This window comes from Pseudonocardia hierapolitana, assembly GCF_007994075.1.
Classification (GTDB): Bacteria; Actinomycetota; Actinomycetes; order Mycobacteriales; family Pseudonocardiaceae; genus Pseudonocardia; species Pseudonocardia hierapolitana.
The window spans coordinates 5276467-5302523 of the sequence record NZ_VIWU01000001.1 but is presented as its reverse complement, the minus strand read 5'-3'; the positions used below and the strand labels follow the sequence as shown (position 1 = coordinate 5302523).

Below are 26057 nucleotides of genomic sequence, written 5' to 3'. Positions count from 1 at the left end.
ACGGCTCACCCGGTCGGAGCCGGGCGCGGCCGCGGCGGCACCGGGTCGGCCGGGCCCACGTGCGTGTCCAACCAGGCCACCACCGGCGCCGCCGCCCGCCAGGCCGCACGGACCCACTCCAGCGGCTCGGCGGTGGAGAGCCACGGACCCGCCGGTCTCGTGGTGACGACCTGCAGCCCGAGCAGCTTGAGGAGGTCGATCCGCGCGTGGTCGCCCTTGAAGCCGCGGGGCGCACCGCGCAGGGAACGGCGACGGTCCACCCGGTGTGCCGCGAGCAGGCCCGGCAACCGCTCGCCCGCCGCTTCGAGCACCGCCACCCGGTAGCGGCGCAGCTGACCGGAGTCGAACATCCAGTGCCCCACCGCCGTGGTCAGGGCGGTGGCCGACAGCACGACGGTGAGGGCCGCGCCGCCCGGGCTGCTGCCCACCCCACCGGTGTCGGTGCGGTAGGGCGGGGCGGTGGGCCGAAAACGCCGGTTGCGGTGGGCGCGCAGCACCCGGATCGGCCCGAACTCGGGCTCCAGCTCCGCGGCGAGCGCGCGCATCGGCCCCTGCACGGCGGTGGCGTGGCGGTGGCCGTTCGCCTCCCAGAACGCCCGGGTGTTGTCGGCCTCGATCTCGGCGAGGAACGCCGTGGCGCCGCTGGGCCAGCCGGTGAACATGTCGTGCTCCTGTCGGTCGACGCGAGGTGGTGACCGGCATGGACGACGGCGGGGGCGCTCCGGTTCCCTCGAAGGCGCACAGGTTTCGCACAGGTTCCGCCCATCGGGGCCACAGCCACGCGCGCGAGCCTGGCTAGCATGGCGACGATGCGGGACACCGGACCTGAGCTGCGGCGGGCCGACGGTGGTCCGATCCGGGTTCTGGTGGTCGACGACGAGGCGTCGCTGTCGGAGCTGCTGTCGATGGCGCTGCGTTACGAGGGATGGGACGTGCGGACGGCCGCCGACGGCGCCGCCGCCGTCCGCACCGCCCGCGAGCACCGCCCCGACGCCGTCGTGCTCGACGTGATGCTCCCCGACTTCGACGGCCTCGAGGTCCTGCGCCGGCTGCGTGCCGAGGCCCCCGAGGTGCCGGTGCTGTTCCTCACCGCCCGCGACGCCGTGGAGGACCGCGTCGCCGGGCTCACCGCGGGCGGCGACGACTACGTCACGAAGCCGTTCAGCCTGGAGGAGCTGGTGGCGCGGCTGCGGGGGCTGCTGCGCCGCTCCCGGATGACCGCCGCCCGGCACGGCTCCGAGCTCGTGGTCGGCGACCTCGTGCTCGACGAGGACAGCCACGAGGTGCGCCGCGGTGACGACCTGATCGAGCTCACCGCCACCGAGTTCGAGCTCCTGCGCTACCTGATGCGCAACCCGAAGCGCGTGCTGTCCAAGGCCCAGATCCTCGACCGAGTCTGGAACTACGACTTCGGCGGCCAGTCCAACGTCGTCGAGCTCTACGTGTCCTACCTGCGCAAGAAGATCGACGCCGGGCGCGCACCGATGATCCACACCGTCCGGGGGGCGGGGTACGTGCTCAAGCCGGCGGCAGGCGGGTGATCCGCAACAGCTACTCGCTGCGCACCCGGCTGGTGGCCACCACGCTGCTGCTGCTGGCCATCGCATCGGCGCTCATCGCCGTCGTCACGACGATCTCGTTGCGCCAGTTCCTGATCCACCGCCTCGACGACCAGGTCCGCGCGTCCAACCGGGTGTTCATCCGCGCCGAGCCGGGTTCCCCGCCCGCGCTCGTGGTGCCCGACCGCGGTCCCCGTCCCCCGGACACCCTCACCGCGGTCATCCGCGACGGCGAGGTCGTCGCCGCGGCGGTGTTCCCGATCGGCGAGGACCCGCGGCCGGTGCCCGAGTCCGAGTACCCCGACCTCCTGGGCCTCCAGGACGGGAGACCACCGCGGAGCGTCGATCTCGGCGAGCTCGGCGACTTCCGCCTCCTCGCGACCCGCACCCCGTTGGGCGACGTCATCGTCAGCGGGCTGCCGGAGGCTCCCGTGCAGGCGACCGTGACATCGCTCGTGCTCATCGAGCTGGTCGTCACGGGCATTGCGCTGGCCGGGGCGGGCACCGCGGCGGCGATGGTCGTCCGGCGGGAGCTGCGCCCCCTGGAACGGGTGGCGGCGACGGCCGCACGGGTGAGCACGCTGCCGCTGGACCGCGGCGAGGTGTCGCTGGTCGAGCGCGTGCCGGACGTCGACCCGCGCACCGAGGTGGGGCAGGTCGGCAGCGCCCTCAACCGGATGCTGGACAACGTCGGGTCGGCCCTCGAGGTGCGGCACGAGAGCGAGATGCAGCTGCGCCAGTTCATCGCCGACGCGAGCCACGAGCTGCGCACCCCGCTCGCCGCGATCAGCGGGTACACCGAACTCACCCGCCGCGAGGAGCTCTCCGCCGACGTCGAGTACTCGCTCACCCGCATCGCCTCGCAGACCGAACGGATGACCGCGCTCGTCGAGGATCTCCTGCTGCTCGCCCGCCTCGACGCCGGCCGCCCCCTCGAACGCGGCGAGGTCGACCTCGCCCGGCTCGTCGTCGACGCCGTGGCCGACGCGCACGCGGCCGGCCCGGATCACCACTGGCAGCTCGCGGTGCCGGAGGAGCCGGTGGTGGTGCCCGGCGACGGCTCGCGGCTGGCCCAGGTGCTCGCCAACCTGCTGGCCAACGCCCGCACCCACACCCCACCCGGCACGAACGTGACGGTCGCGCTCGCCGCGGAGCGATCGTGTGCCCGGCTCTCGGTCACCGACGACGGCCCCGGCATCGCCCCCGACCTGCTGCCGCACATCTTCGAACGCTTCGCCCGCGGCTCGACCTCCCGCTCCCGCGACAACGGCAGCACCGGCCTCGGGCTGGCGATCGTGCGAGCAGTGATCGCAGCGCACGCGGGCAAGGTGGAAGCGGAGAGCACCCCAGGCCGCACGGTGTTCACGGTGAGCCTCCCGAGAGCGGCCTGAGCGCCACTGGAGTGTCGCCCACAGCTCGTGCACAGCCGCGGCACCGGGACGGCACAGCTCGCCGCACCAACCTCGGCACCGTGGCCACGACGATCTCCGTTCGCACCGAACCGCCTCCGGCAGCCCCGCTTCCCCGCCGCCCGCCGTGGGCTCGGTGGGCCGCGCTGCCCGGCCTGCTCGCCGGCACCGCGCTGCTCTACCTGTGGGGCCTGTCCGCGTCCGGGTGGGCCAACGCGTTCTACTCGGCGGCCGCGCAGGCAGGCGGCGAGAGCTGGACCGCATGGTTCTTCGGCTCCTCCGACGCCGCGAACGCGATCACCGTGGACAAGACGCCCGCCGCGCTGTGGGTCACCGGCCTGTCGGTGCGGCTCTTCGGGCTGAGCAGCTGGAGCATTCTCGTGCCGCAGGCGCTGATGGGCGTCGCCACGGTCGCGCTCCTGTACGCGACGGTGCGCCGCACGGCGGGCGCGGCGGCCGGGCTGCTGGCCGGCGCGGTCTGCGCGCTCACGCCGGTGGCGGTGCTGATGTTCCGGTTCAACAACCCGGACGCGCTGCTCACGCTGCTGCTGGTCGCCGCGACGTACGCTGTGCTGCGCGCGGTCGAGGCGGGCCGGACGCGCTGGCTGGTGCTCGCGGGCGTGCTCGTCGGGCTCGGGTTCCTGACCAAGATGCTGCAGGCGTTCCTCGTGCTGCCGGCGTTCACGGCCGTCTGGCTGCTGGCCGCCCCGGTCGGCCTCGCCCGACGGATGCGCGACCTGCTGCTCGCGGGCGTCGCCGTCCTCGTCAGCGCCGGCTGGTGGGTGCTCGCGGTGGACCTGTGGCCTGCGGACGCCCGGCCGTACATCGGCGGCTCCCAGACGAACAGCGTGCTCGAGCTGGTGCTCGGCTACAACGGCCTCGGTCGTCTCACCGGGGACGAGGTGGGCAGCGTCGCTCCCGGTCAGATGGGAGGCGGCGGCAGCTGGGGACCGACCGGCCTCACCCGCCTGTTCACCGGCAGCTATGCCGGGGACGCGTCCTGGCTGCTGCCCGCCGCGCTGGTGCTCCTCGGCGCGCTTCTGTGGTGGACGCGCCGGGAGCTGCGCACCGACCGGCTGCGCGCGGCGACGCTCACCTGGGGCGGGTGGCTCGTCGTGACCACCGGAGTCTTCAGCCTGATGGCCGGGATCTTCCACAGCTACTACCAGGTGGTGCTGGCGCCGGCGATCGGCGCGCTGGTCGGGATCGGGGCCGTGGAGCTCTGGCGGCGGCGCGCGCAGATCGCCGCCCGCGCCGTACTCGCCGTGGTGCTCGCGGGCACGGCGGCGTGGGCGGTCGTCCTCCTGAACCGCGCCGGCTGGCAGCCGTGGCTCGCGTGGACCGTGCTCGTACTCGCGCTGATCGGATCCGGCGGGCTGCTCGGCGTGCACCGGTTCGGTCGCGGGGCACGGGCGGGCGTGGTCGCCGTCGCGGTGGTGGCGGCGCTCGCGGCGCCGGCAGGCTGGTCGATCGCGACGGCGGCGACGCCGCACACCGGTGCCATCCCGTCCTCCGGTCCGCGGGACGCGCGCATGGGCGGCCCCGGCGGTGGCCGCGTGCTCGTCGGCGCACCCGGAGGCGGCCCCGCTGGTGGTGGGCCTGCCAGCGGTGGCACGCGGGGTGAGGGAGTCATGACGGGCGGAAACCTCCTGGGCGCCCCGACCCCGTCGGCCGAGCTCACCGCGCTCCTGCACCGCGATGCCGGCTCGTACACCTGGGCCGCGGCCACGATCGGCTCCAACAGCGCTGCGGGCTACCAGCTCGCGAGCGGCGAGCCGGTGATGGCGCTCGGCGGGTTCAACGGCACCGACCCCTTCCCCACGCTCGCGGGGTTCCAGCAGCTCGTCGCCGAAGGGCGGATCCACTACTTCGTCGGGGAGGCGGGCCGCAGCAACACGGCGAGCGGGGGCAGCGACGAAGCGCACCGGATCGGCCTGTGGGTGCAGGACGGCTTCACGCCGATCACGATCGGCGGCACGACGGTGTACGACCTGACGCAACCGAAGCTGTGAGCCTCCCGCTGACGGTCTCAGACTTCTCGTCGGCGATGCCGCTCGCGGACTCTCCGCTGCCGTTCGGCCACGCACCGGTCGTGTGAGACCACGTGCCCGGTCGGGCGAGGCGACCCTGGGTGCAGCACCGCCGGACACGGCGCGCCGACCAGCACCGGTGAGGAGGCTCCATGAGCGTTGTCGCCGATACCGTCCCCAACCTCCGTCCGGTCCGGCCGCCAGGGCCTGCGCGGCGCAAGCTCACCCGCTTCGAGCGCCGTGCATCGGCCGGCCTGCTGATCGGCACGGCGGCCCTCTACCTCTGGGACCTGGGGTCCGTCGGCTGGGGGAACATCTACTACGCGGGCGCGGTCCACGGCATGGCGCAGGACTGGACCGCGTTCCTCTTCGGTTCCACCGACGCCGGCAGCGTCGTCACCGTGGACATGCCGCCCGGCTCGCTCTGGGCCATGGCGCTGTCCGCGCGGATGTTCGGGCTCTCCTCGTGGAGCCTGCTCGTGCCCCAGGCGCTGATGGGGGTCGGCGCGGTGGCACTGCTCTGCGCCGCCGTGCGCCGGGTCACCACCTCCGGCGCCGGGCTCCTGGCCGGAGCGGCCCTTGCGCTCACGCCTGCGGCCGTCGCGACGTTCCGCTACAACGACCCGGACGCGCTGTTGGTGCTGCTCCTCGTCGCTGCGGCGTACGCCACGGTCCGTGCCGTCGAGGCCGCGCGACCGCGCTGGCTGCTCCTGGCCGGCGTGCTGGTCGGGCTCGCGTTCCTGACGAACCCGGCCCAGGCCCTCGTGCCGTTGCCCGCGCTCGCGCTGGCCTACCTGGTGGCCGCCCCGACCGGGTTCTGGCGACGGGTGCTGCACCTGCTGGCCGCGGGCGTCGCGGTCGTCGTCGCCGGTGCGTGGTGGTACGCACTCGTCGAGCTGCGGCCCTCCACGACGCGCCCCTACATCGGTGGTTCCCGGACCGACAGCGCCCTGGAGCTCGCGATGGGCGAGGGCGGCCTCGGGCGGTTCCTCGGCAGCGCCCCTGAGCTCGAGCGGATGACCGACGCGCGGAGCGCGGTGCTGGTCGGCTGGCTGCTGCCCGCCGCGCTCGCGCTGCTCCTGGTGGGGCTGTTGCTCAGGAGTCGCGCGCCCCGCACCGATGCCGCCCGCGCGTCGCTCCTGCTGTGGGGCGGCTGGACCGCGACCGCGGCGCTGGCCCTCGCCGTCAGCAGCTACAACTCGTACGACACCGTGGCGCTCGCACCCGGCGTCGCGGCGCTCGTCGGGATCGGCAGCGCAGTGCTGTGGGAGCGGCGGCGGAGGTGGGCAGGCCGCGGAACACTCGCGCTGCTCGTGGCCGGCACGGTGGCGTGGGCGTGGCTGCTGCTCGACCGGACGCCGGAGTTCGTGCCCCGGTGGGTCGTCGTCGCGGCGGCCGCGGTCGTGATCGGGGTCGTGCTGGTCGGCGCGGCCGTCAGGCGCCGGGGAGCCGCCGCTGTGGGAACCACCATGGCGCTGATGGCGCTGGCGGGACCTGCCGCCTACGCCGCACACATCACGGCCACGGAGGGCCAGGATGCGGGCGCGCACGGCCCGGCCGCCCCCGGTCCGGAGCTGCGAGAACTGCTCCGCTCGACCGGGAGGCAGTGGTCGGCCGCCACGGTCGGCACACAGAACAGCGCCACCCTCGCGCTCGCCAGCGACACCACCGTGATGGGCATCGGCGGCCTCTCCGGCAACGACCCCGCCCCCACCCTCGAGCAGTTCCAGGCCATCGTCGCGGCGGGCGAGGTGCGCTGGTTCGTCGACGCCGGCCCGGCCAGGGGCCGCGCCTCCGCGATCTCGACCTGGGTGCAGCAGACCTTCCAATCGACGACCGCCGACGACAGCACCGTCTACGACTTCGCGAAACCGAGGCCATGAGCGCACCTGCGTAGCCGACGCGTGCTTGCGAGACTGGGAGCGTGGTCGACGTCGCACGGGTTCTCGAGGTCGCGCGGTCGGGAGTGGAGCAGGCGGTCGGGTCCGCACGGGCGGTGGTGGCGCTGACCCGCAACGGCGTGGTCCGGCCGATCCGCCCGGACCGGCTGCTCGGCATGACGGCCGGCCTCGCCCGGTACGGCCTGACGATCACCGCGGGCTACACGGCGGGAGCGGTGCGGCACCCGGACCGCACCGCGATCGTCGACGACGCGGGCGCGCTCACGTTCGCCGAGCTGGCGACGTGGACCGATGCGGTCGCCCGCGGGCTCGCGGCGTCCGGCGTCGGGCCGGGCACGCGCCTCGGCCTGCTCTGCCGCAACCACCGCGGCGCCATCGCCGGCCAGATCGCCGGGGGCAAGCTGGGTGCCGATGCCGTGCTGCTGAACGTCGGGCTCTCCGCGACCCAGCTCCGCGAGGTCGCCGGCGAGCTGCGCCTGCACACGGTGGTGGCCGACGAGGAGTTCGAGCCTGCGCTCGCCGGCCTCCCGGGGCACGTCCGGGTCGTCACCGACACCGCACTCGGCGACCTCGACGGCCCCGGCCCGCTGCCGCGGCGGCCACCCGCCGGGCACACGATCGTGCTGACGTCCGGCACCACCGGCACCCCGAAGGGCGCGCGCCGCCCGCCGGTGCACAGCATCTCCCCCGCCGCCGCGATCCTCTCGGCGATCCCGCTGCGGGCAGGCGAGCCCGCGTTCATCGCCGCGCCCCTCCTGCACACATGGGGGTACGCGGCGCTGCAGCTCGCCGTGCTGCACGGCTCGCCGGTCGTGCTCGCCCGCAGGTACTCCCCCGCCGAGTTCCTGCGGATCGCCGAGGAGCACCGCGTCGACGCCGTCTTCGCGGTGCCGGTGATGCTGCAACGGGTGCTGGAGCTGCCCGCCGCCGATCTCGGGAAGGCCTGGTCGGAGCATCGCCCGCGGATCGTCGCGGTGAGCGGGTCGGCCCTGCCCGCCGCGCTGGCCACCACGTTCATGGACCGCTTCGGCGAGGTCCTCTACAACCTCTACGGCTCCACCGAGGTCTCGTGGGTGAGCATCGCGGGCCCGGCCGACCTGCGGGCCGCTCCCGGCACGGCGGGCCGCGCCCCCCTCGGCACCCGCCTGGTGATCCTCGGCGACGACGACCGCCCGGTCCCGCCGGGCACCGAGGGCCGCGTGTTCGTCCACAACGACATGCCGTTCGCCGGCTACACGCGCGATGGCGCCGACGTCGAGCGGCGCGGCCGGATGATCGGCACGGGCGACGTCGGCCGTCTCGACGAGCGCGGCCTGCTGCACCTCACCGGACGCGCCGACGACATGATCGTCTCTGGTGGGGAGAACGTGCATCCCGGCCCGGTCGAGGACCTCATCGCGGCCCGGCCCGAGGTCCGCGAGGCCGCCGTCACCGGCGTCCCGGACGACCAGTACGGCCAGCGGCTCGCCGCGTACGTCGTGCTGGAGCCGGGCGTCGAGGTGAGCGCCGACGACGTCCGCGGCTGGGTGCGCGCCGAGCTGAGCCGGTTCGCGGTGCCTCGGGACGTCGAGTTCGTCGACGAGCTGCCCCGCAACGCCACCGGGAAAGTGGTGCACCGCGAGCTGGGGGGCACCCGTGAGCGGAGTCACCCGACTGAGTTAGGTAAGGCTTAGGTACTGTTCGGGGGTGGACCCGGACGCGAGGTGGCAGCGGTGCAGCCTTCTCGCGCTCGCGCGCGACGAGCCGCTCGCCGGCACCGCGCCGCTGGCCCGTCGCTGGGTGTGCGTGGAGCAGCGCGGTGCATGGCCGACCGACCTCACGACCCATCCCGAGCCCGCGCTCGCCGCACTCGCCACCGCCCCCGGCTGGCGCCTGCTGCTGATCCGCCGCCCCGGGCGCCGCGGCGAGGTGGGTGCGCCCCTGCGGGTCTTCCTCGCCGACACCACGCCGGGCGCGACCCGCGCCACCACCTTCACGGTGGGCGACCCGGAGGAGCTCGCCGGCCTCGAGCTGCCCGGCCCCGACGAGCCGCTGCCCGGCGCGCCCGTCCACGACCCGCTGCTGCTGGTGTGCACCCACGGCAGGCGCGACCGCTGCTGCGCCGTGGACGGCCGGGCGCTCGCCCTCTCCATCGTCGACGCGGGCGAGCAGCACGTGTGGGAGTGCAGCCACCTCGGGGGCCACCGGTTCGCGCCCACCGCGCTCGTGCTGCCCACCGGCTACGCGTACGGCCGGCTCGACCCCGCCACGGCGATCGCGGCCCGCAAGGCCGCGTTCCCGGGGGAGGTCGACACCGCGGCGTGCCGCGGCCGCAGCACCTGGTCGCCGGCAGGGCAGATCGCCGAGCTGGCCGTCCGCGGCGCCACCGGCCTGCGCGACGCCGACGCCCTCCACGTCACCGACACGCCGGACGGCGCCGTCGTCACGGCACGCGACGGGCGACGCTGGGCGGTGGACGTGGCGCCGATCGTCGGCGCCCCGCGCCCGCTGTCCTGCGGCACCGACCCCTCCCCGTGGCAGTCGCTGCAGGCCACCGTCATCCGTATGCTTCCCGACTAACACTTGCTCCAGTCTTCACTGGAGATTTAGCCTTCTCCCCGCGAGAGATGGATTGCACCCGGGAGGCACGGGTGAACCTGTACCAGCTACTCGGAGTGGACGCGTCCGCCGACGGCACCGAGCTGGCGCGCGCCTACCGCCGCCGGCTCCGGCAGCTGCACCCGGACGTCCGCCACCCGACGGCGACCGATCCGGATCAGCCCGATCCACCGCCTGATCTCGCAGCAATCCAGCAGGCGTACCAGGTGCTGCGCGACCCGGCCAGGCGCGCGCTACGACGCCGACCTCCGGGCCCGCGCCGAGCATCGGCCGGCGGGCACGCCGGTACCGGTCGCCGTCCGACTGCACCGCAGGGAACGGGAGGAGCCCCTGATCCGGGTGGGACAGGTGCGCGTCGATCCGCTCCCACCCCGCCGGAGCGGCGGCAGCACTCGGTAGACCTCCACCGACAACTTCCGTCTTACCTCCTCTTGCAGGGCAGGAAGCCTGTAGTTACCATCGGAGATATCGGAGTGATCCGGATCACGAGAGGAGTGCCTCCGCGATGCTGATGCGCACCGATCCGTTCCGCGAGCTCGACCGGCTCACACGGCAGGTCCGCGGCGCCTCCCCCGGCGGCTGGTCCGGGCCCACCCCGATGCCGATGGACGCCTACCGCTCCGGCGACGAGTTCGTGGTGGCGTTCGACCTGCCCGGCGTGGACCCGGAGGCGATCGAGCTCGACGTCGAGCGCAACGTGCTCACCGTGAAGGCCGAGCGTCGCCCCGTCGCCGATCAGCAGGTCGAGATGCAGGTCGAGATGCAGGTCGCCGAACGCCCCGTCGGCGCGGTGTCCCGGCAGCTGTTCCTCGGCGACACCCTCGACGTGGACAACATCTCCGCCACCCTCGACGCCGGCGTGCTGACCCTGCGGATCCCGGTCGTCGAGGAGGCCAAGCCGCGCAAGATCGCCGTCGACGCGGCAGGCAGCCGGCAGAAGGAGATCAACGCCTGAAGGTGCAAGGGGGCAATGCCACCCCCAGGAGTTGACGTGCCATGACCGAACCCGTCGACACCACACTCCCGGCCGGACCGCCGCTGGCCGATCTCGTCTGCGCGGATCCGGAACTCCTGCGCGCCGAGTTCGATTCGATCATCGCCGCCAACTACGCCACCACCTCCGACGCCCTCGACCCGCGCCCGCCTCGGCGCCCGCCCTCCGGCGCCGCCGGGTACCACCCCTGGCCCGTACGCCCCCGCCGCCGCGCGGCATCGCCGGGAGAGCCGGGCGGGCCCGGCCATCCGCGACCACGGCCTCGGCAGCGCGGACCCCCGCGCCCCGTGCACCCACCCGTGTGATGACAGCGTCTCTGCAGGGGCTGGTGCGGCCACGACTCCTGTGGCGCACCAGCCCAGCTGCGTGCGGCGCGCGTCGCGTGCGGACCACCGTGCGTGGAGCGGGCAAACTCCTGGCATGTCCGCCGCGCCGATCGCCCTGCCGCTGCGTCCACCTGCCCACCAGGTGAGCCCGCGGGCCGTGCGGTGGTGGCGGATGCGTGCCCTGCTCACCGGGCTCGGGCTCGCCGCCCCGCAGGCCGTCGGGCTGGTGGTGCTCGCCGGGGACGCACCGGGCTGGCTCATGGCCACGACCGTGGCCACGCTGGTGGCCTGCCTCGTCTACGGGATCGCCGTACCGCCGCTGCTCTACCGGGTCCACCGCTGGGAGGTCACCCCCGAGGCCGTCTACACGCTGTCGGGCTGGCTGGTGCGGGAGTGGCGGATCGCGCCGATCTCGCGCGTGCAGACCGTCGACACCGAGCACGGGCCGCTTCAGCAGCTGCTGAAGCTCGCGAGCGTCACGGTCACCACGGCGTCGGCCCGCGGCCCGGTGACGATCCGCGGCCTCGACGAGGGAGCGGCCGCGGAGCTCGCCCGCCTGCTCACCGAGACCACGCAGGCGACCCCCGGGGACGCGACGTGACGCCCGGGCCCGACGAGCCGCCGTGGCGGCGGCTGGACAAGCGGATGCTCGCGGTGACGCCGCTGTCCGGGGCGGTCCGGCTGCTGCCGGTGGCGGTGGTGCTCCTTCTGACCGGGCAGGGCGACGCGGTCGGGCGGTTGTGGGTGCCGCTGGGCATCGCGCTGGCGCTCGTGCTCGGTGGGCTGGTGCGCTGGCGCACCACCCGGTACCGGCTCACCCCCGACCGGGTGGAGCTGCACACCGGGTGGCTGCGCCGCCAGCGCCGGTCGGTGCCCCGGGACCGGATCCGCACCGTCGACCTCACCGCGAAGCTGGTGCACCGCGTGTTCGGGCTCAGCGTCGTGCACGTGAGCGCGGCGTCCGGCTCGTCGTCGGAGAGCGGAGGGCTCGCCCTCGACGCCGTCAGCAAGGCGGAGGCCGACCGGCTGCGCCACGAGCTGCTGGACCGGTCCGCCGCGGTCGCGCCGCCGGCCGACGAGGGGGCGTCAGCGGGCGAATCGATGTCACAGCTGGCGAGCGCGCCATCGACAGGAGGCCCGGCGAGGCCGGCCGAGCGGCAGCGAGGTCGGGTGGACGAGCTGGCCCGGCTGCGGTGGTCGTGGTTGCGCTTCGCCCCGCTGACGTTCTCCTCGGTCGCCGGCGTCGGTGCGGTGTTCGCGGCCGTGTACAACCTGTTCGACGACCTCGGGGTGGACCCGCGGGACGTCCCCGCCGTCGACGAGGCCGCCCATCGCCTCACCGCCGCGCCGATCTGGGTGGGTGTGGGCGTCGTGGGCGCCCTGCTGCTCGTCGTCGCGGTCGTGGGCGCCCTGCTGCTCTTCGCCGAGCGCTGGTACGCCTACCGCCTCACGCGGGAGTTCACCACCGACGGCAGCGCGCTGCGGGTGCGACGTGGGCTCTTGACCCGCCGGTCGCTCTCGGTGTCGGAGCAGCGCCTGCGCGGAGCAGAGATCGTCGAGCCGCTGCTGCTGCGGGCAGGCCGGGGCGCCCAGACCCGGGCTCTGGCCACCGGCCTGTCCCGCGACCCCCAGGGCAGCGCCCTCCAACCACCCGCTCCGCGCAGGGAGGCGCACCGGGTGGCCGCGGTCGCGCTGCGGGAGCACCCCGAACTGGCCACGCTCGCCCCGCTGCTGCGCCACCCTCGCGCCGCGCTGCAACGCAGGCTGACCAGGGCCCTCCTACCGGCTTCGGCGCTCGTGGTGATCGCGTTCGTGGTCGGAGAGGTCGTGTCGGTCGCCTGGCTCGGGCCGGTGAGCCTCGTGCTGCTCCCGGTCGCCCTGCTGCTCGCGCTCGACCGCTACCGCAACCTCGGGCACCAGCTGACCGCCCGCTACCTGGTCACCCGCCATGGCTCGGTGCGGCGGCGGACGGTCGCGCTGCAGCGGACCGGCGTGATTGGCTGGACCTTCCGGCAGAGCGTGTTCCAACGCCGTGCCGGGCTCGTCGACGTGGAGGCGGTCACGGCGGCCGGGGCGGGCGGCTACCCGGTGCTCGACGTGGCCGCCCGGGACGGCGTGCTGCTGGCCGACGCGACGACCCCGGATCTGCTGACCCGGTTCACGACGTCATAGCGCGCCGTCTCAGCCGCTGGTCTTCAGCTCCTGTTCCGAGGTGGCCTGGATGAGCTGGAGCAGCGCCTCGTCCAGACCGGGCGCGAACTCCTCCGGCCGCTCCGGCGCCGTCTCGAGCGGCACGCCCTCGGGCCGGCCCATGTCCGTGCTCAGGGTCGTGCCGTCCTTGAACGCCGACGCCCCCTGCAGGATCTTGCCGGCCTCGCTGAGGTTGTCGGCGCTGAACAGGTACTGCTTCTCGCCCAGCCCCTGGTCGAGCAGCGTCTTGACCTCCGGGTAGCGCTCCGCCTTGGTCTTCGGGATCGGCAGCACCTTGCCCCAGTCCACCCCGAGGCTCTCGAGCGCCTTGGCATAGACGTTCTCGTGCGCCTGGTCACGGACGATCAGGTAGGAAACCGTCGACCGCGCGGTCTTGTTCGCGGTCATCTCGTAGATCCGGCACTTCTGCAGCCGCCCGGTCGACTCGAGCATCAGGTTGTACAGCAGGTCGAGAACCAGGTTGCCGCTGTTGTAGACGTAGGACCCCGACCACGGGTTGCCGACGGCGTCCACCGGCATGGCGCCCTGCGCGCCGACGAGGAAATGGTGGATGTTGCCGTTCGACAGCGCCGTCGACAGCGGTGTCGCGCCACCTGCCGCAGGCTCGTCGAGCGGGGCGGTGCTCGAACCCTGGTAGCGGGGAGATCCGTCGACGAGACGGGCGATCGTCGTCGCGATCAGCTCGACGTGGCTGATCTCCTCGGTGCCGACGCCGTAGAGGAGGTCGCGGTAGGGCTTGGCCTGGCCGTTGCCGCGGAAGTTGAAGCTCTGGAACAGGTACTGCATCATCGTGCGCATCTCGCCGAACTGACCACCCAGCCCTTCTTGCAGCGCATTCGCCGCCGCGGGGTCGGGCTCGTCCGGAACGATCTCATTGATCAGCCGCTGGACGTGCATGAACATCGAGCTGCCTCGCTTTCCGTCCGGTTGCGCGCTCTCGTTCTCCGTGCATGAGGCAGCACGGAGAATTGATCGAATTCGCATTCCACAATTTGTGGATCAGCGAGCGACTCACCGCTCGACAGCGCGATACCCCCGCGTGACGCGGGTTACACCTCGGGCAGCGCGGTCAGCGACGCCTGCGGGTGCCGAAGAGACCTCTGGTGATCTCGCGGCCCAGCGCGCTCGCCGCCGAGCGCAAGAACGACTTCACCACCGGCGAGCCGAGCACCTCGGCCACCATGCCCGGCTCCTCCCGGCGCCGCTCCGGCTCGGGCGCCGGGGGCGGCGGCGGGGCGTCAGCGGGTGCCGGTGCCGGCGCCGCGATCTTGGCCGTGAGCTTCTCGTACGCGGACTCGCGGTCGACGGTCTCGCCGTACTTCCCGAAGAGCGGGGACGCCTTCGCCGCCTCCGTGACGGCATCCGCGCCGATCGCGGCCATCAGCGAGCGCGGAGCGCGCATGCGGGCCCACGCCACCGGGGTGGGTGCACCCCGCTCGGAGAGCACCGTGACGATCGCCTCGCCGATGCCGAGCGACGTCAGCGCGTTCTCCATGTCGTAGACCGCGGTCTTCGGGTAGGTCCGCACGGTCTTGGACAGCGCGGACTGGTCCTCCGGCGTGAACGCGCGCAACGCGTGCTGGATCCGCGCGCCGAGCTGCGAGAGCACCTCGTTCGGGATGTCCGTGGGCAGCTGGGTGCAGAAGAACACCCCGACGCCCTTCGACCGGATCAGCTTCACGGTCTGCTCGATGCGCTCCAGGAACGCCTTCGAGGCACCGTCGAAGAGCAGGTGCGCCTCGTCGAGGAAGAACACGAGCTTCGGCTTGTCGAGGTCACCGGCCTCCGGCAGCTCCTCGAAGAGCTCCGCGAGCAGCCACATGAGGAACGTCGACCACAGCCGCGGGTTGGCCTGCTGGTCCGAGAGCTCCAGCAGCGTGACGACGCCCTTGCCGTCGACCTGACGCATGAGGTCGGCCGGGTCGAACTCCGGCTCGCCGAAGAAGTCGTCGCCGCCCTGCGCCTCCAGGTTCACCAGCGCCCGCAGGATCACCCCCGCCGTGGCCGAGGAGACCCCGCCGATGCCCTTGAGATCGGCCTTGCCCTCGTCGGAGGTGAGGTGCTGGATGACGGCGCGCAGGTCCTTGGTGTCCAGCAGCGGCAGCCCCCGCTGATCGGCCCAGTGGAAGATCAGCCCGAGGGTGGACTCCTGGGTGTCGTTCAGGTCGAGCACCTTGCTCAGCAGGATCGGGCCGAACTGCGTGAGGGTGGCCCGGATCGGCACCGCCGTGCTGCCGCCACCGAGCGACATGAACTCGACCGGGTACGCCGTGGGCGTCCAGTCGTCGCCGGTCTCCGCGGCCCGGGCCTCGATCTTCGGCCCGCCCTCGCCGGGGCGCGCCATCCCGGAGAGGTCGCCCTTGATGTCCGAGAGCAGGACGGGCACGCCCGCCGCCGACAGCTGCTCGGCGATCCCCTGCAACGTCTTGGTCTTGCCGGTGCCGGTGGCGCCCGCGACGAGGCCGTGGCGGTTGAGCGTCGCGAACGGGATCCGCACCCGGGCAGCGGAATCGGGCGCGCCGTCGACGAGGACGCAACCCAGCTCGAGGGCCGCCCCCTCGGTCGCGTACCCAGCGGCGATCTCCTGCGCGGCGGTGCGGGCGGCCGTGTTCTCCACGGCGAGGCAGCGTACAGCCGAGAACGGGCTCCGAACCGATCTCCGAACGACGACACGCTCCGGAGCAGGACCTCCGCCCGCCCGTGGGCATAGTGTGGCGCCGTGACCGACCGTCTGGTGTGGATCGACTGCGAGATGACCGGGCTCGACCTCGGGCGCGACGCGCTCATCGAGATCGCCGTACTCGTCACCGACGGCGACCTCAGGGTGCTCGGCGAAGGCGTCGACCTCGTCATCCACGCCGACGAGACCGCCCTCGCCGGCATGCCCGAGGTCGTGCGCGAGATGCACGAGCGATCCGGGCTCACCGACGCGGTGCGCGCCTCCACCGTGACCATCGCGGAGGCCGAGCAGTTCGCGCTCGACTACGTGCGCCGGCACGTGCCCGACCCCCGCAGCGCCCCGCTCGCCGGCAACTCGATCGCCACCGACCGCGCGTTCCTCTCCCGCGACATGCCGGCACTCGACGGCTACCTGCACTACCGCATGGTCGACGTCAGCTCCGTCAAGGAGCTCGCGCGGCGCTGGTACCCCCGCGTGTTCTACGCGAAGCCGGAGAAGGGCCTCGCCCACCGCGCCCTCGCCGACATCATGGAGTCGATCCGCGAACTCGAGTACTACCGCCGCACCCTGTTCGTGGCCCCTCCCGGACCGACCACCGAGGCCGCCCAGGCCGTCGCCGCGAGCCTCCCGGCAACCCGCTTCGAGGTCCCGCAGACCCCACGCTAAGCTTGATGTCGCATCCCCGGTCCAGGCCGGGAACGCATGGTGGGTGTAGCTCAGCTGGTAGAGCACCTGGTTGTGGTCCAGGAAGTCGCGGGTTCAAGTCCCGTCACTCACCCCATGCCGAGGCACCCCCGCCGCACGGCCTCCGGAAGCGCGTGTTAGCGTTTCCGGGCGCCGAGCGGGAGGGCGCAACGGCAGGCGCCGCTAGCTCAATTGGCAGAGCAGCTGGCTCTTAACCAGCGGGTTCGGGGTTCGAGTCCCTGGCGGCGCACGGGCGAGTGGGCGAGGTGTGTTCGCGGAAAGCGCGAACCTGCCTCGCCCGTCGTTTTTTCTGGGGGCGCAGCCCCCAGACCCCACCCGGAGGGGCTTCGCCCCCCGGACCCCCCGTCCCGGGCACCCAGGTTCCGCAGAAACCTCACGGCGCAGCACGCACGAGGCGTCCGGGAAAGCGCGAACCCGCCTCGCCCGTCGCTTTTTCTGGGGGCGCAGCCCCCAGACCCCACCCGGAGGGGCTTCGCCCCCCGGACCCCCCGTCCCGGGCACCCAGGTTCCGCACCCCTTCACGGCGCACCCCTTCACGGCGCACCCCTTCACGCCGCAGCACGCACGAGGCGTCCCGGAAAGCGCGAACCCGCCTCGCCCGTCGCGTTTCTGGGACCCAGCACCCGGACCGGCGAACCCGGGGTGCCACGACATCAACCCCGGGCCGGTCCGGCCCGAGCCGGGACGGCGCACCCACAACAGGCCCCACCGCGCCTGGATCGTCAGCCAACCGGTTCCGGCACCGGGAAGAGCTGGAGCGCGCGTTCGACGGCGGCCCGGTCGCCCTCCAGGCTCACGGCGCCGGACTCCTCGGCGGCGGCGAGGGTGAGCCGGCCGGCCAGCAACGCGGAGAAGGTATCGGGGTCGCTGCGCAACACCGCGTCGCCGGACTCGGGCTCGCATCGCACCGCCTGCAACTCGCTGTCAGCGACGACGATGCCGATTTTGATGATCGAAGCTCCGGTCGGAGCCGACGCAGGGACCAAGCAGAAGCTGATGCGGCAGGTCAGCGATGCGATCGAGGAGGCCTACCACTTCCAGGACGTCCGCGTGTGGCTGCGGGAGTACCCGGCCGAGAACGTCGCCCAGGACGGGCGGGTCGGAGCCGAGCCGCCCCGGCCGATGTGCTTCCTGGAGGCTCCCGAGCTGAACAGCATCGACGCCCGACGCGCGATGGCTGCCAGAATCCATGCGGCGGTGAGCGAGGCCTATTCCGGCCTGGCCAACACCGACGAGACACTCATCATGATGAACCACTATCCGCTGGAGATGGCCGGATTCGCCGGACGCCTGCAGTCCGACGACCCGGAGATCGTCGACGCCCTCAGGCAGCTCAACGGCTAGCCACCGTCGCGTGAGTGTGGCGAGCCGCAACTGGCCGGCTCGCCACACACGGCCATGTAGGAACCGCAGACGACCGGGGTCAGCGTTTGATCGTGTAGTGCAGGTGCAGCACGCGGTCGCCCTGGACCACCTGGTCGGGATCGTCGAGGAGCACCGTCCCGGTGTGGCCGCCGAAGAAGCGCACGCCTTCGCCCATGACCACCGGGACGACGTCCATCGCGACCTCGTCGACCAGTCCTGCCGAGAACGCCTGCCCGCCGACGTCGCCGGCGGTCACCGCGACGAGACCGTCGCCCGCGAGCTTCTTGGCGAGCGCGATGCCCGCCTCGACCGAGTCGGCGGTGTGGAACGGCGCGTCCGGGTGGTCGGCGAGCCACTCCTGCGGCAGGGGCCGGTGGGTGACGACGACCAGCTGCTCCCCGGCGGCCGGCTTGCCGTCCCAGCCGTTCGTGGTGTCGAACAGGTGACGGCCGATCACCGTGACGTCGATGGCGTCCCAGAACGGCTGGACGTACGCGGCGGAGGTCCGCGAGACGTTGAACGTCCAGCCGCTCGGCCGGGCGGACAACTCGGTGTCTCCGTTGAAGTACCAGTCGAACAACGGCCCGACCGTGTCATCGGGGTAGGCGATGTAGCCGTCCACCGAGACGACCGCCTGTATGACGACCCTGGCCATCTGCGCTCCTCAGCCGAACGTCGGGACGGTCACGTGCGCCGGTTCCACGAGGTACGCCTCGCGCTCCTCGCCCCGCGGGTACGGGCCGCCGGTGTACTTGGCGAAGATGCGGTCGACGATCTCCCAGCCCGCATCGCCACCGATGCGTTTCACGACGTGACCACGGACGAGAACGCTGCGTACCAGGTCCTCCCGGTCGGTCACGGAGATCGCGATGCGATCGTCCGCCGCAAGGTTGCGGCCCTTGCGCGAGTGGGGCGAGGTGAAGAACACGAGGTGGTCACCCTCGATGTCGATCATCACCGGAACCGAGTGCGGCGCGCCGTCGGGCAGGAGCGTGGCGACGTGGGCGAGGTTCGGGCCGGCGAAAAGGGCGCGGGCCTCGTCGTCGAGTGCGGTCATGCTGGTCCTTCCCCAGGTCTGGGCTAGCGATCGTGGGCCCGCAGCCAGGCGACGTAGTCCGGTACGGCACGGTCGACGTCGTACTCCGGCCGGAAGCCGGTGTCCGCCCGCAGGCGGGTGATGTCGAGGTAGTTGTCCGGGGGCCGGTCGGGATTGCGACCCTCCGGCAGGGTGATGTCCGCGCCGGGAACGGCGGCGTTGATCGCGTCGACGACCTCGCGGTACGGCACGAGCCGTCCGCTGGAGACGTTGTAGACGCGGTGCCCGAGGCGGTCCGCGAGCATGAGCAGCGCGATGGCCCGCCCGCAGTCCTTCACGTAGCAGAGGTCGGTGGCGTCCTCGGCGTACGCGGGCGGACGGGGCGGGGTGAGATCGGGGTCCTCGCCCCAGACCGCCGCGCTGATCAGGCGGGGCAGCGGGGTGAAGGGGTTGTCGGGCACGCCGAGGGGGCCCCAGATGGTGCCGATCCGCAGGCTCACCGTCTCGAACCCGGCGCTGTCGCCGGTCAGCGCGGCGAACAGTTCCGCGGTCTTCTTGAACACCGGGATCTGGTGCGCCGCCACCACGGGCAGCGGGGCGTCCTCGCGCAGCGGGACCTCGTCCACGCCCATGTACACGGCGATGCTGCTGGCGACGGAGAACCGACGCACCCCCCACACCGTCGCCGCCTTCAGCGCGTTGAGCAGGCCGATGGCGTCGGCGCGGAGGTACTCGACCGGGTCGGGCAGGTCGTAGCGGGCCGCCGCGAGGTGCACGATGCCGGTGATCTCGTGCCGCTTCCCGATGTCGAGGAAGGCCGCCTCGTCCGTGGTGTCCAGCGGCTCGACCACGACCCGGCCTGCGGGCTCGTCGGCGAGGTGGTCGGGCAGCCGGGTGGACCGGTGCGCGGTGAGCACGACGGACTCACCCATGTCGAGCAGCGCCCGTGCGGTGTGCGACCCGATGGAACCCATGCCGCCGGTGATGAGGATCATCCGCAGCCCTCCGACCCGTGATGCTGCGTGATCGCGTCGCCCAGTCGCATGATCTCGACGCTAGGCGGGAACCGGCCGCCGCTCTTGTACGGAACGGCCATCCACGCCCCGGAGCATCGGGACGTAGGACGCGGCGTGGTCGTGCCCGCAGGAGCACGCCGCGCCGTACTGCGCGAGCACCTCGCCGGGCGTTGCGCCCAGTAACCTGCGGCACTCGCGGCTGAGGTGTGCCTGGTCGTGGTACCCGGCCTCGACGGCCCACCGTGCGAGACCGGCGTCCGAGCCCCCCTGCAGGGCGACCGATGCCTGAACGCGGGCGATGAATCCCTGGAACCGCAGGATGCGGTGCAGCTCCTTGGGGCCGACGCCGACCGCTGCCCGGCAGCGGCGCCGCAACTGGCGCTCGGAGATCGACAGCAACGCGGGCAGGGCGGCCGTCCCGCGGCCGTGCCAGGGCATGAGGTTCCGGACGGCCTCGTCCACCAACGGGTCCGGTTCGCCGGCGGACCGCGCGAGGAACGACTGGAGCTGACCCAGCGCGACCCGCGGGGTCACGGCGTCCCCGAGGGCGTCCGTCAGGCGGCCCAGGTCACGCCAGAGGTCGGTACCCGCGACGTCCTGATCGACCAGCTCGTCGGCCGGCATCCCGGCGAGACCACCGACCACACCCGGGCGCAGCCGCACCCCGACGACCGTGCCTCCCGCCGGGATCTCCCGGTACGTCGCCGCGGTCAGGGGCCCGAGCAGCCGGGGCTGCTCACCGAGCACGCAACGCACGTCGGCGCCGCCGTGTGGCACGTGTCGCTGCGCCACCGGCCGGTCGCCCACCTGTTGGATCCAGACGGACGATGCGAACGCGGCGAGCGCAGGCGTCGGCGGGCGCTCGACGTAGGACGATTCCCCGGTCACCCCGCCATCCTGCCGACCCGGCGCAGATCGACCTATGCCTCGGCTCCCCCGGCGCGACGGAGTCGCGCCGGGGGGCGTTCCCGGGCCCGCCGCGCGGCACCCCGGAGGACCGTCAGGTCACCGCTGCGCTCTCGTGTTCTGGAACGCGGCGATCTTCCAGTCGCCCTCGTCGCACACCAGCACGAACGAGACGATCGATGCCCGGTCGGCGGGCTGGTCCTCCTGCCCCGGCGGGCGGGTGCCGCCCGTGGCGAGCACGTGCGCGACGTCCGCGCCCAGGTACCGGACCGGAACGGCGGCCGTCGGCGGCTCCATCCGGAAGCCGCGCAGCGGGCCGGCGAACAGCGCGCGGTGGCCCTCCTCGATGGCGGTGCGGCCGCGCACGACGGTGCCGTCGAACACGACGTAGGTGGCGTCGGTCGTGAACAGGTCGGCGTAGGCGGTGGCGTCGCCGTCGTTCCAGGCGGCGGCGAGGCGGGTCAAGGTGTCCTCGACGGACGTGGGCATGTCGGGTTCCTTCCGATGAGTGTGGGTCGGCGCGACCGCGACGCCGTACCCTCACCGGTGCAGTTCCCGTGGAGCGCGGCTGCGGTCGCCGAAGCGGTTCCGGCCCGGGCGAGGGCGGGGCAACGCCTCCGCCCGGGCCGCTCTCGGCTACGTCACGGGCGGTACCTCCAGCTCCCGGATGTCGGCCGGCCAGTCGAGCCGGCCGCTGTCGATGTCGGCGAGCAACCCGGCCACCCAGTCGCGTTCGGCCGCGAGGCGCGCGATCTCGAACTCGGTCTCCACGAGCAGCAGGCGCGGCAGGTGCACGACCTCGGCGAGCGCTGCCCGCGCGCCGTCGATCCGCCGGTGCAGCTCGGCTCGGCGCACGTCGAGCGCGGCCCGCGCCTGCGGCACCGGCAGGCAGGCCAGGAACGACAGAGCGGCGACGAACAGCGTGGCGTCCGGGTCGGGGTGCTCGAGCAGCCGCCGCACCCGCTCCACCAGCTCGGCCCGGCCGGCGTCGGTGAGTCCGTACACGGTGCGCTCGGGACGTCCCTCCGTCCGATCGGTGCGCACCACCTCGATCAGCTCGGCGCGCAGCAGCCGCTCGACGGCGTGGTACATGCTGCGCGGCAGCCCGGTCACGAAGTCCTTGTGCGTGTCGACCATCAGCCGGTGCATCTCGTACGTGTGCCTCGGCCCCGTCATGAGCAGGGCGAGCACCGTGAGCGCCGGCAGGTCCCGGTCGGCGCGCTGCAAGGACATCACCACCTCCTAGTGCAGATTGCAGTATGGCTGTCTGCACTAGGAGGTGTCACCCCTTCACGTAGGACAGCTTCTCCGCGACCCGTCCGTCCCGCACCGTGAACACGTCCACGCCCCGGACGTGCCCGTCGCCCCACTCGTAGCGCCACCGCTGACGACCCGGTCCCCCGCCGGGACGATCTCCTCGACGGTGAACCGCGCGTCCGGCGCCCCGGTGAACAGGGACGTCCACGCCGACCGCACCGCGGCCGCCCCGACGTGGCGCGTGCCGTCCGGCGCCGTGGTGTCCTCGAAGACGCAGTCCGGCGTCATCGCCGCCATGATCGCGTCGACGTCCTTCGCGCCGAACGCGGCGTTGAACCGCTGCACCGCGGCGAGGGCCGGACTCCGGCCGAACATCGCGAGCAGCTCGTCCTGCGGGCCTGCGGCGTCCGGCAGCGCGGCACGGGGCCCGATGACGCCCACGCGCCGGTAGAGCGGCTCGATCGACGCGAACCACTCGCGGACGGTCGCGACGGCGTCCGCGTCGAGCGCGGAGTCGTCGCCGAGCGCCTGCCCGAGGTCCCAGGCGTGCACCAGGTGGTCGGCCGCGAGCTGCATGACGTACTCCTGGCCCGGCACGTCGCCGAACGACAGGTGCACCGTCCGGGTCAGGGCCTCGCCGGACTCGACGGCGGACACGGCCCGCGGCGCGGCGTCGTCCACCGCCGCGACCGGATCGGCGCCGAGCAGGTCCCCGGCGAACCGGTCACCGACCTCGGCGATCGTGGCGCCGTCGAGGAGGGGCGGGGCCCACCGCTCCTCCTCGACGAGATGCCGGACCAGCGCGCGGACGTCCCAGCCCGCGCACGGGGTCGGCGCGGTCCACCGGTCGCCGACGCGGTGGACGCGCGCGGTGAACTCCGCCGAGGCACGGCGGTACAGCTCGCGGGCGTCGAGGGTGGTCATGGTGACCTCTCGCAGCCCGCTGCTGCGACGTTATGCCGGATCAGCAGGCCGTCTTGTAGAAGTACTGCGAGTTCGCGTCCATGTCGGCCTGGGTGAGCGCGATCAGATCGGTCTGGATCTCCCGCTGCACCGGCTTGCCCTCGATCGCGGCGACGACCTGCTGCACGCCCTGGCGCCCGATCGTGGCGGGGTCCTGCGCGATCAGGGCCGACACCTCCCCGGCGCGCAGGTCCTCGACCTGGTTCGGGCTCGCGTCGAACCCGACGAGGCGCACCTGCTCGGTCTTTCCCGCGTTGCGCAGGCCGGTGGCCGCGCCCTCGCCGGAGTTGAGGTTGGTGGCGAACACGGCGGCGAGATCCGGGTCGCTGGACAGCTTCGCCGACACCTTCTGCGCCGCCACCGCCGGCTGGTTGTCGGTGTACTCCTGCCCCAGGTAGGTGATGCCGGGGTGCTTGGCGATCTCCTCCTCGAACCCCCGGGCCCGGGCGTCGGTGGTGGAGGTGCCTGCCTTCGTGTTGAGCACCATCACCTTGCCCGTGTCCCCGATCAGCTGCGCCACGGTCTGCGCGGCGAGCCGCCCGCCCTGCTCGTTGTTCGAGGACACCGTCGACAACGCCACCGACTCGTCCTGCAGCCGGGTGTCGACCTCGACGACCTTGATACCCGCGCCCTTGAGCTGGGTCATCGGGTTGGCGAGCGCGACGTCGTCGGTGGGCGCGATCAGCACGCCCGCCGGACGGGTGGCGAGCACGCCCGTGACGATCGGGGTCTGCAGCGCCGCCTCGAACTGGTCGGGGGCCTGCGTGGTGAGCTGGTAGCCCAGCTTGGCCGCCTCCTCCTGGGCGCCGCACTCCATCGAGATGTAGAACGGCTCGGCCTTGACGCCCGGCAGCAGCACCAGGTTCTTGTTGGCCGGGGGCTCCGCCTGACCCCCCTGGTTCTGCCCGATCGTCCCGCTGCCACCGCAGCCGGCGGTGATCAGCGCGATCGCTGCCGCCACCGCCGCCGTACCCACCCGCATGCGGCTCATCGCACGGCCTCGCTGCGCTCGGCCGGCGCTTCGCGCGGCCGCTGTGACAGCTCATACCCGCCCCGGGCCTCCTCCGTCGACCCTTCCATCCCCCACAGTGATTCGCTCGCACGCTCGCTCATGGCGCTCCTCCTCATCGGCTGTCCCGAGACCGCCGTCGTACCTGGTCGAACCACACCGCGGCCACCAGCACCGCGCTGATCGCCACCGGCTGCCAGAACTGCTGCACCCCGACGATCACGAATCCCTTCGTGAGCACCGCCGGGATGAACACACCGATCACCGTTCCGAACACGGTGCCGACCCCGCCGAACAGGCTCGTGCCGCCCAGCACGACGGCGGCGATCGCGTTCAGGTTGTCGGTCGAGTGCCCGCTGATCGTGGTCGTGCCGAAGTACGCGAGCGACATGAAGCCGGCCAGGCCGGACAGCAGCCCGACCCCGGTGTAGACGCGCACGAGGTGCCCCTGGACCGGGATCCCGGCCCGGCGGGCGGCCTCCGCGTTCGATCCCACCGCGAACGTGCGCCGCCCGAACCGCGTGGTGTGCAGCAGCCAGGCACCCGCCAGCGTCACGACGGCGGCGAGCGCGACCATGTGCGGCACCTGCGCGGTCTGGCCGAACCCGAGCCCGTCGCGCAGGACCCGCGGCACGGTCCGCACGTCCACGCCGTCGGTGATCAGCTGGGCCGCGCCGAGCGCGGCGCCGAACGACCCGAGCGTGACGATCAGCGGGGGGATCCGTGCCCTGGCCACCAGCATCCCGTTGAGGAGGCCCCACGCTCCCCCGCCCGCGAGCGCGCCGAGCAGCCCGAGCAGCACCACACCGACGCCCGCGTCGGAGGAGTCCCCGCCGGACAGCGCCTCCATCAGCGTGGCCCCGACGACGCCGGAGAACACCAGCACCGATCCGACGGACAGGTCGATGCCCGCCGTGATGATCACGAACGTCATCCCGACCGCGAGCACCAGCAGCACCGACGCCTCGATCAGCAGCGTTTGCAGGGTGAACAGGGTGGGGAACGCGTCCGGGCGCAGCGCGCTGAACAGCACGCACAGCGCCACCAGCACCAGCGCGATCCAGAACGTGGACACACCGGCCAGCCGCTGGAACGCCGGGCGCTGGGTGGGAACCCCGACCTCGGTGTCGGTCACCGCTCCTCCTCGTGCACGAGCGCGCCGGTCATGGCGCCGACCAGCTGCTCGAGCGTGGCGTCGGCCGCGGTGAACCGGGCCACCCGCGCCCCGAGGCGCAGCACCTCGATGCGGTCGGCCACGGCCAGCACCTCCGGCATGTTGTGGCTGATGAGCACCACCGCGACGCCCGTGTCGCGCACCCGGCGGATGACGTCGAGCACCCGCTCGCGCTGCAGGACACCGAGCGCGGCCGTCGGCTCGTCGAGGAACACCACCCGGCTCGCCCACACCACCGAGCGGGCCACCGCGACGCTCTGGCGCTGGCCGCCGGACAGCGACCCGATCGGCACGTCGATGTCCTGCAGCGTCACCCCGAGGCGCGCGAACTGATCGGCGGCCTGCCGGCGCATCTCGGCCTTGTCGAGCATGCCGAGCGCGCCCAGCAGCCCGGGGCGGCGCAGCTCGCGGCCGAGGAACAGGTTGGCGGCGGGATCGAGGTCGGGCGCGACGGCGAGGTCCTGGTAGGCGGTCTCGATCCCGTGGGCGCGCGCGGCGCCCGGCGAGTCCAGCACGACCGGCGCGCCTTCGATGAGGATCTCCCCTGCGTCCGGTTGCTCGACCCCGGACAGGCATTTGACCAGCGTGGACTTGCCGGCCCCGTTGTCGCCGATGAGGGCGACGACCTCGCCGGCCGCGAGGTCGAACGACGCCCCGCGCAGCGCCTGCACGGACCCGTAGCTCTTGCGCAGCTCGCGCGCCTGCAGCAGCGGGGGTGCCCCGTTGCCCGATCCCGTCACCCGCGCCCCCGATCCTCGACGATCCGGCGCCCTAGCTTGGACCTCCCGAGCCGTTCTGTCGATCATTCGACGTCCGTCTGCGACGACGCACGCGATCCCACCGCCGGCAGCGCGCCCGATCGGACGGCGACGCCGCCGCCTCCCCGGCCCGTTGGCGTCGTGACCGGAGGCACCGCGC

27 protein-coding genes and 2 tRNA genes are annotated in these 26057 nt (G+C 73.1%); 15 read left to right on the top strand and 14 right to left on the bottom strand.

All coding sequences use genetic code 11. The features are described from left to right. Positions 1-5: 5 nt before the first annotated feature. Complete coding sequence (locus FHX44_RS25205) at positions 6-662, bottom strand: DUF2461 family protein (RefSeq protein ID WP_147258057.1); 657 nt, start codon at positions 660-662, stop codon at positions 6-8. Positions 663-800: 138 nt separating this feature from the next. Between FHX44_RS25205 and FHX44_RS25200 the strand changes: the two genes are divergently transcribed. The 11 genes from FHX44_RS25200 (at position 801) to FHX44_RS25150 (ending at position 12989) form a co-directional block, all read left to right on the top strand. Continuing rightward, positions 801-1541, top strand: a complete 741-nt coding sequence (locus FHX44_RS25200) for a response regulator transcription factor (RefSeq protein WP_147258056.1) — start codon at positions 801-803, stop codon at positions 1539-1541. Beyond that, positions 1538-2950: a sensor histidine kinase gene (locus FHX44_RS25195; protein WP_342792940.1), complete on the top strand. Its 1413-nt coding sequence runs from the start codon at positions 1538-1540 to the stop codon at positions 2948-2950. The genes FHX44_RS25200 and FHX44_RS25195 overlap by 4 nt, the downstream gene beginning before the upstream one ends. A gap of 80 nt (positions 2951-3030) precedes the next feature. After that, the gene (locus FHX44_RS25190; protein WP_425469152.1) at positions 3031-4980 is read left to right on the top strand and encodes an ArnT family glycosyltransferase; all 1950 of its coding nucleotides are present in this window, start codon (positions 3031-3033) and stop codon (positions 4978-4980) included. Between the two features lie 170 nt (positions 4981-5150). Further along, the gene (locus FHX44_RS25185) at positions 5151-6881 is read left to right on the top strand and encodes an ArnT family glycosyltransferase (RefSeq protein ID WP_147258054.1); all 1731 of its coding nucleotides are present in this window, start codon (positions 5151-5153) and stop codon (positions 6879-6881) included. A gap of 41 nt (positions 6882-6922) precedes the next feature. Continuing rightward, positions 6923-8572, top strand: a complete 1650-nt coding sequence (locus tag FHX44_RS25180; protein ID WP_147258053.1) for an AMP-binding protein — start codon at positions 6923-6925, stop codon at positions 8570-8572. A gap of 13 nt (positions 8573-8585) precedes the next feature. Next, on the top strand, positions 8586-9458 hold the full coding sequence (locus FHX44_RS25175; RefSeq protein WP_147258052.1) for a ferredoxin family protein: 873 nt from the start codon (positions 8586-8588) through the stop codon (positions 9456-9458). A gap of 47 nt (positions 9459-9505) precedes the next feature. Then, the gene (locus tag FHX44_RS44275; RefSeq protein WP_147258051.1) at positions 9506-10009 is read left to right on the top strand and encodes a DnaJ domain-containing protein; all 504 of its coding nucleotides are present in this window, start codon (positions 9506-9508) and stop codon (positions 10007-10009) included. Continuing rightward, a complete protein-coding gene (locus FHX44_RS25165; RefSeq protein ID WP_147258050.1) occupies positions 10003-10452 on the top strand; it encodes an Hsp20/alpha crystallin family protein in 450 nt (149 codons plus the stop codon). The genes FHX44_RS44275 and FHX44_RS25165 overlap by 7 nt, the downstream gene beginning before the upstream one ends. 41 nt (positions 10453-10493) lie before the next feature. After that, on the top strand, positions 10494-10796 hold the full coding sequence (locus FHX44_RS25160) for a hypothetical protein (RefSeq protein WP_147258049.1): 303 nt from the start codon (positions 10494-10496) through the stop codon (positions 10794-10796). Positions 10797-10911: 115 nt separating this feature from the next. Beyond that, a complete protein-coding gene (locus FHX44_RS25155; RefSeq protein ID WP_147258048.1) occupies positions 10912-11418 on the top strand; it encodes a PH domain-containing protein in 507 nt (168 codons plus the stop codon). Continuing rightward, positions 11415-12989, top strand: coding sequence for a PH domain-containing protein (locus FHX44_RS25150; protein WP_147258047.1), 1575 nt, complete (start codon positions 11415-11417; stop codon positions 12987-12989). Before FHX44_RS25155 ends, FHX44_RS25150 begins: the two co-directional genes overlap by 4 nt. A gap of 9 nt (positions 12990-12998) precedes the next feature. Here the strand turns inward: FHX44_RS25150 and FHX44_RS25145 are convergent, their stop codons facing one another. Both FHX44_RS25145 and FHX44_RS25140 read right to left on the bottom strand, forming a co-directional pair. Then, positions 12999-13931 carry a manganese catalase family protein gene (locus tag FHX44_RS25145; RefSeq protein WP_147258046.1) on the bottom strand — a complete coding sequence of 311 codons (933 nt, stop codon included), beginning with the start codon at positions 13929-13931 and terminating at the stop codon, positions 12999-13001. Between the two features lie 166 nt (positions 13932-14097). Next, entirely contained in the window at positions 14098-15645 is a 1548-nt protein-coding gene (locus FHX44_RS25140) for a helicase HerA-like domain-containing protein (protein WP_147258045.1), read from the bottom strand. Positions 15646-15747: 102 nt separating this feature from the next. On the opposite strand from FHX44_RS25140, the gene orn reads away from it, so the two are divergent. The 3 genes from orn to FHX44_RS25125 all read left to right on the top strand — a co-directional run bounded on the left by orn (position 15748) and on the right by FHX44_RS25125 (position 16642). Next, complete coding sequence (gene orn, locus FHX44_RS25135) at positions 15748-16374, top strand: oligoribonuclease (RefSeq protein WP_147258044.1); 627 nt, start codon at positions 15748-15750, stop codon at positions 16372-16374. Between the two features lie 39 nt (positions 16375-16413). Beyond that, positions 16414-16489 (top strand) — tRNA-His (locus FHX44_RS25130). Positions 16490-16569: 80 nt separating this feature from the next. Beyond that, positions 16570-16642 (top strand) — tRNA-Lys (locus tag FHX44_RS25125). Positions 16643-17135: 493 nt separating this feature from the next. Here FHX44_RS25125 and FHX44_RS42295 read toward each other — a convergent pair. Further along, positions 17136-17321, bottom strand: a complete 186-nt coding sequence (locus tag FHX44_RS42295; protein ID WP_170309033.1) for a sterol carrier protein domain-containing protein — start codon at positions 17319-17321, stop codon at positions 17136-17138. 28 nt (positions 17322-17349) lie between these two features. Between FHX44_RS42295 and FHX44_RS25120 the strand changes: the two genes are divergently transcribed. Next, complete coding sequence (locus FHX44_RS25120; RefSeq protein ID WP_212612636.1) at positions 17350-17757, top strand: tautomerase family protein; 408 nt, start codon at positions 17350-17352, stop codon at positions 17755-17757. Positions 17758-17836: 79 nt separating this feature from the next. On the opposite strand, the gene FHX44_RS25115 is transcribed toward FHX44_RS25120, so the two are convergent. From FHX44_RS25115 to FHX44_RS25070, 10 genes are all read right to left on the bottom strand, one after another. Further along, positions 17837-18433, bottom strand: coding sequence for a dihydrofolate reductase family protein (locus tag FHX44_RS25115; RefSeq protein WP_147258042.1), 597 nt, complete (start codon positions 18431-18433; stop codon positions 17837-17839). Positions 18434-18442: 9 nt separating this feature from the next. Continuing rightward, the gene (locus FHX44_RS25110; protein WP_147258041.1) at positions 18443-18835 is read right to left on the bottom strand and encodes a pyridoxamine 5'-phosphate oxidase family protein; all 393 of its coding nucleotides are present in this window, start codon (positions 18833-18835) and stop codon (positions 18443-18445) included. 23 nt (positions 18836-18858) lie between these two features. After that, a complete protein-coding gene (locus tag FHX44_RS25105) occupies positions 18859-19809 on the bottom strand; it encodes an NAD-dependent epimerase/dehydratase family protein (protein WP_147258040.1) in 951 nt (316 codons plus the stop codon). Positions 19810-19869: 60 nt separating this feature from the next. Then, the gene (locus FHX44_RS25100) at positions 19870-20718 is read right to left on the bottom strand and encodes a helix-turn-helix domain-containing protein (RefSeq protein WP_147258039.1); all 849 of its coding nucleotides are present in this window, start codon (positions 20716-20718) and stop codon (positions 19870-19872) included. 117 nt (positions 20719-20835) lie between these two features. After that, complete coding sequence (locus FHX44_RS25095; RefSeq protein ID WP_147258038.1) at positions 20836-21225, bottom strand: SgcJ/EcaC family oxidoreductase; 390 nt, start codon at positions 21223-21225, stop codon at positions 20836-20838. Between the two features lie 147 nt (positions 21226-21372). Further along, a complete protein-coding gene (locus FHX44_RS25090) occupies positions 21373-21969 on the bottom strand; it encodes a PadR family transcriptional regulator (RefSeq protein ID WP_147258037.1) in 597 nt (198 codons plus the stop codon). 57 nt (positions 21970-22026) lie between these two features. After that, entirely contained in the window at positions 22027-22917 is an 891-nt protein-coding gene (locus tag FHX44_RS25085; RefSeq protein ID WP_212612635.1) for a TIGR03086 family metal-binding protein, read from the bottom strand. Positions 22918-22957: 40 nt separating this feature from the next. Beyond that, entirely contained in the window at positions 22958-23938 is a 981-nt protein-coding gene (locus FHX44_RS25080; RefSeq protein WP_147261446.1) for an ABC transporter substrate-binding protein, read from the bottom strand. A 142-nt stretch (positions 23939-24080) separates the two neighbouring features. Beyond that, the gene (locus FHX44_RS25075; protein WP_147258036.1) at positions 24081-25100 is read right to left on the bottom strand and encodes an ABC transporter permease; all 1020 of its coding nucleotides are present in this window, start codon (positions 25098-25100) and stop codon (positions 24081-24083) included. Next, positions 25097-25879 carry an ATP-binding cassette domain-containing protein gene (locus FHX44_RS25070; protein WP_246170578.1) on the bottom strand — a complete coding sequence of 261 codons (783 nt, stop codon included), beginning with the start codon at positions 25877-25879 and terminating at the stop codon, positions 25097-25099. Before FHX44_RS25070 ends, FHX44_RS25075 begins: the two co-directional genes overlap by 4 nt. Positions 25880-26057 lie beyond the last annotated feature (178 nt).

What these genes read in the sequence shown, in the direction of transcription:
- FHX44_RS25205 (WP_147258057.1), bottom strand. Translation starts at nt 662, where the DNA reads ATGTTCACCGGCTGGCCCAGCGGCGCCACGGCGTTCCTCGCCGAGATC.
- FHX44_RS25200 (WP_147258056.1), top strand. Translation starts at nt 801, where the DNA reads ATGGCGACGATGCGGGACACCGGACCTGAGCTGCGGCGGGCCGACGGT.
- FHX44_RS25185 (WP_147258054.1), top strand. Translation starts at nt 5,151, where the DNA reads ATGAGCGTTGTCGCCGATACCGTCCCCAACCTCCGTCCGGTCCGGCCG.
- FHX44_RS44275 (WP_147258051.1), top strand. Translation starts at nt 9,506, where the DNA reads ATGGATTGCACCCGGGAGGCACGGGTGAACCTGTACCAGCTACTCGGA.
- FHX44_RS25165 (WP_147258050.1), top strand. Translation starts at nt 10,003, where the DNA reads ATGCTGATGCGCACCGATCCGTTCCGCGAGCTCGACCGGCTCACACGG.
- FHX44_RS25160 (WP_147258049.1), top strand. Translation starts at nt 10,494, where the DNA reads ATGACCGAACCCGTCGACACCACACTCCCGGCCGGACCGCCGCTGGCC.
- FHX44_RS25155 (WP_147258048.1), top strand. Translation starts at nt 10,912, where the DNA reads ATGTCCGCCGCGCCGATCGCCCTGCCGCTGCGTCCACCTGCCCACCAG.
- FHX44_RS25145 (WP_147258046.1), bottom strand. Translation starts at nt 13,931, where the DNA reads ATGTTCATGCACGTCCAGCGGCTGATCAATGAGATCGTTCCGGACGAG.
- FHX44_RS25120 (WP_212612636.1), top strand. Translation starts at nt 17,350, where the DNA reads ATGCCGATTTTGATGATCGAAGCTCCGGTCGGAGCCGACGCAGGGACC.
- FHX44_RS25115 (WP_147258042.1), bottom strand. Translation starts at nt 18,433, where the DNA reads ATGGCCAGGGTCGTCATACAGGCGGTCGTCTCGGTGGACGGCTACATC.
- FHX44_RS25110 (WP_147258041.1), bottom strand. Translation starts at nt 18,835, where the DNA reads ATGACCGCACTCGACGACGAGGCCCGCGCCCTTTTCGCCGGCCCGAAC.
- FHX44_RS25105 (WP_147258040.1), bottom strand. Translation starts at nt 19,809, where the DNA reads ATGATCCTCATCACCGGCGGCATGGGTTCCATCGGGTCGCACACCGCA.
- FHX44_RS25095 (WP_147258038.1), bottom strand. Translation starts at nt 21,225, where the DNA reads ATGCCCACGTCCGTCGAGGACACCTTGACCCGCCTCGCCGCCGCCTGG.
- FHX44_RS25090 (WP_147258037.1), bottom strand. Translation starts at nt 21,969, where the DNA reads ATGTCCTTGCAGCGCGCCGACCGGGACCTGCCGGCGCTCACGGTGCTC.
- FHX44_RS25085 (WP_212612635.1), bottom strand. Translation starts at nt 22,917, where the DNA reads ATGACCACCCTCGACGCCCGCGAGCTGTACCGCCGTGCCTCGGCGGAG.
- FHX44_RS25080 (WP_147261446.1), bottom strand. Translation starts at nt 23,938, where the DNA reads ATGCGGGTGGGTACGGCGGCGGTGGCGGCAGCGATCGCGCTGATCACC.